The organism is Deltaproteobacteria bacterium (assembly GCA_019308905.1).
GTDB lineage: Bacteria > Desulfobacterota > BSN033 > WVXP01 > WVXP01 > JAFDHF01.
The window spans coordinates 1-2,054 of sequence record JAFDHF010000153.1 but is presented as its reverse complement, the minus strand read 5'-3'; the positions used below and the strand labels follow the sequence as shown (position 1 = coordinate 2,054).

The 2,054-nt window shown below is 51.8% G+C and carries 3 protein-coding genes and 1 tRNA gene; 1 reads left to right on the top strand and 3 read right to left on the bottom strand.

Annotation, left to right across the window (positions count from 1 at the left end):
• Positions 1 to 135: 135 nt before the first annotated feature.
• Positions 136 to 393, top strand: a complete 258-nt coding sequence (locus JRJ26_20740) for an IS3 family transposase (protein ID MBW2059917.1) — start codon at positions 136 to 138, stop codon at positions 391 to 393.
• An 18-nt stretch (positions 394 to 411) separates the two neighbouring features.
• Here the strand turns inward: JRJ26_20740 and JRJ26_20735 are convergent, their stop codons facing one another.
• The 3 genes from JRJ26_20735 to JRJ26_20725 form a co-directional block, all read right to left on the bottom strand.
• Positions 412 to 1,413 (bottom strand): site-specific integrase, encoded by a 1,002-nt coding sequence (locus JRJ26_20735; GenBank protein MBW2059916.1) that lies wholly within the window; start codon positions 1,411 to 1,413, stop codon positions 412 to 414.
• Positions 1,376 to 1,654, bottom strand: a complete 279-nt coding sequence (locus JRJ26_20730) for a hypothetical protein (GenBank protein ID MBW2059915.1) — start codon at positions 1,652 to 1,654, stop codon at positions 1,376 to 1,378. The genes JRJ26_20735 and JRJ26_20730 overlap by 38 nt, the downstream gene beginning before the upstream one ends.
• Before the next feature lie 135 nt (positions 1,655 to 1,789).
• Positions 1,790 to 1,872 (bottom strand) — tRNA-Leu (locus JRJ26_20725).
• Positions 1,873 to 2,054: the final 182 nt, after the last annotated feature.

The following is a 2,054-nucleotide window of genomic DNA, read 5'->3' as shown; positions in this document are numbered from 1 at the left end:
GGAAGCATGAGCGACGGTCTTTGGTGGATGGGACAACGGGATATCGCAATGGGTATGGCAAGGTTCGTCGGGTTTCATTGCTGAGCGGGACGATTGAGATGAGGCGTCCCCGGCTTCGGAATCTGGAGCAACGTTTTGAGAGCCGGATCCTGCCTCTGTTCAAGCGTCGGAGCAGTGAGCTTCTTTGCCACGCTTGAGTGTGAACTGCTCGACCGGACCAGCTTCCGCACTCAGACCGAGGGCCGCATGGCGGTCTTTGAGTTCATCGAAGGCTGGTATAACCCTTCCCGTAGACATTCAGGAATTGACTATTTCTCCCCTCTGAATTACGAAAGGAGGTACAAAGCCTCACTTGAAACCGAAAGCCCTAACCTGTCCACTAGAGCGGGGTAACTCCAATAGCCCTTGTCATCAAGAGTTTGTTTCTCCATTCCTATTTCCTCCTTTCTGTTCTGCCCACTTCCGGGCCAAAGACTCCACAAACTCGGTACTGGTAATCTGGTACCGCCGAAACATTGAATCCGTCCTGTGCCCGCTCATGGACATGATAAGGTCTTGTGGCAGGCCCTCTTCCTTATGCCAGATAGTACATCTTGTACGCCTCAAGTCGTGGATTTTGGCATCCTTAACCCCAACCTTCTTGCAGGCTCGCCCCCAGGCTCCCTCGACCTGGTACATCTTCAAATGAAACAGCTTAACACCCGGTAGTCCCCTGGGCCTTCTCGATAAGACCTCGACAACCTCTGGAGCCAAGGCAACCGCCCTCTCACGGCCATTGGACTTTTCTCCCTTGAACACAAACAGCCGCCTCTTGAGATCAACGTTCTTCCAGCGAAGGTCCAGGATTTCTCCAAGCCTCATCCCTGTATGGTAGGCGACAATCACCACGTCCCTTGCGTCCCCGGACAGGTATTCGAGGATCTTCTGGATCTCCTCTTCCGTGATGAACCTCTGTCTTACGTTGTCCTCTTTCAGAAGGCTTATAGGCGGAACCCTGTGGATTTTCTCTTTCCGGTAGGCAAATCTGAGGATATGCCGCAAAAGGGCGAGTTCACGGTTGATCGTGGCAGGGGCTGCAAAGTCCTTCAGCCTCTTGACCTTGTAGTCATCGACCATGGACGGAGTTATATCCTGGGACTTGCAATGGCCGAAGTAGGGCAGTAGATGCAGGTCTAGGCGTTCTCTGTCTTTATCGAGAGTCTTTTTCTGGGCTTTGTCAGGATGGGTCAAATACCACTCGGCAAGGTCTTTGAACCGTTTGAATTGGATGGGGCCTATTCCATTCCTGAGCCTTTCTCGCTCGATCTCAAGGGCTTCCTGCTTGGTGGTGACACCTTTGAGGGTTTCTCGAACACGCTTACCGCCGACATAATAGTCAATCTGGTAATACCGGCCTGTTTTTCTTACCGCCATGGTGTGTCCCTCTCACCGTCCCATGGTTAGCATGGGCCAGCCCGGTGGGACTTGCCGGGTTTTCGGGGACGCCTACCCTAGGCCCGTGCTTTCGCTTCCTGTACAGACCTAGATATTCCTCGTGAATCTTTTTCCCCAGGTATTTCAGAAGACGCTGACGCCACTTGCCCTGGTCTCTGTGCTTCTCGACCAGGTAGTAGTACGCTCGGTCACCAAACCTCTTGACTCTAACATAGGCCATATCGACCCCCTGATGGTGCCTACATCAAGTATACCAAGGAAATTCGAGATTGTCTAGTCACAAAATGGTCACAAAACGAAAAAAGCAGATTCAACCGAACCTGCCCAAGAGAAGCTGACTGCCTGATTTTATTTATGCCTGAGGCCGGGATCGAACCGGCACGGGGACAGGCCCCAAGGGATTTTAAGTCCCTTGCGTCTACCAGTTCCGCCACTCAGTCCCTTCATTAGTAGAAGGCTTCAAACGACAATATTAGCCACCTCGACGCCTCGCTGTCAACAGCCTGCCAATCTCGCCTTACTGTTCCAGGAGGCCTAGGGCCAAGAAAAACCGGAGATTTTTTTTGTTGATTTTTTCAATTGGATTGCTACAATAGAACTGTTCGAAAAACGAGAACAAA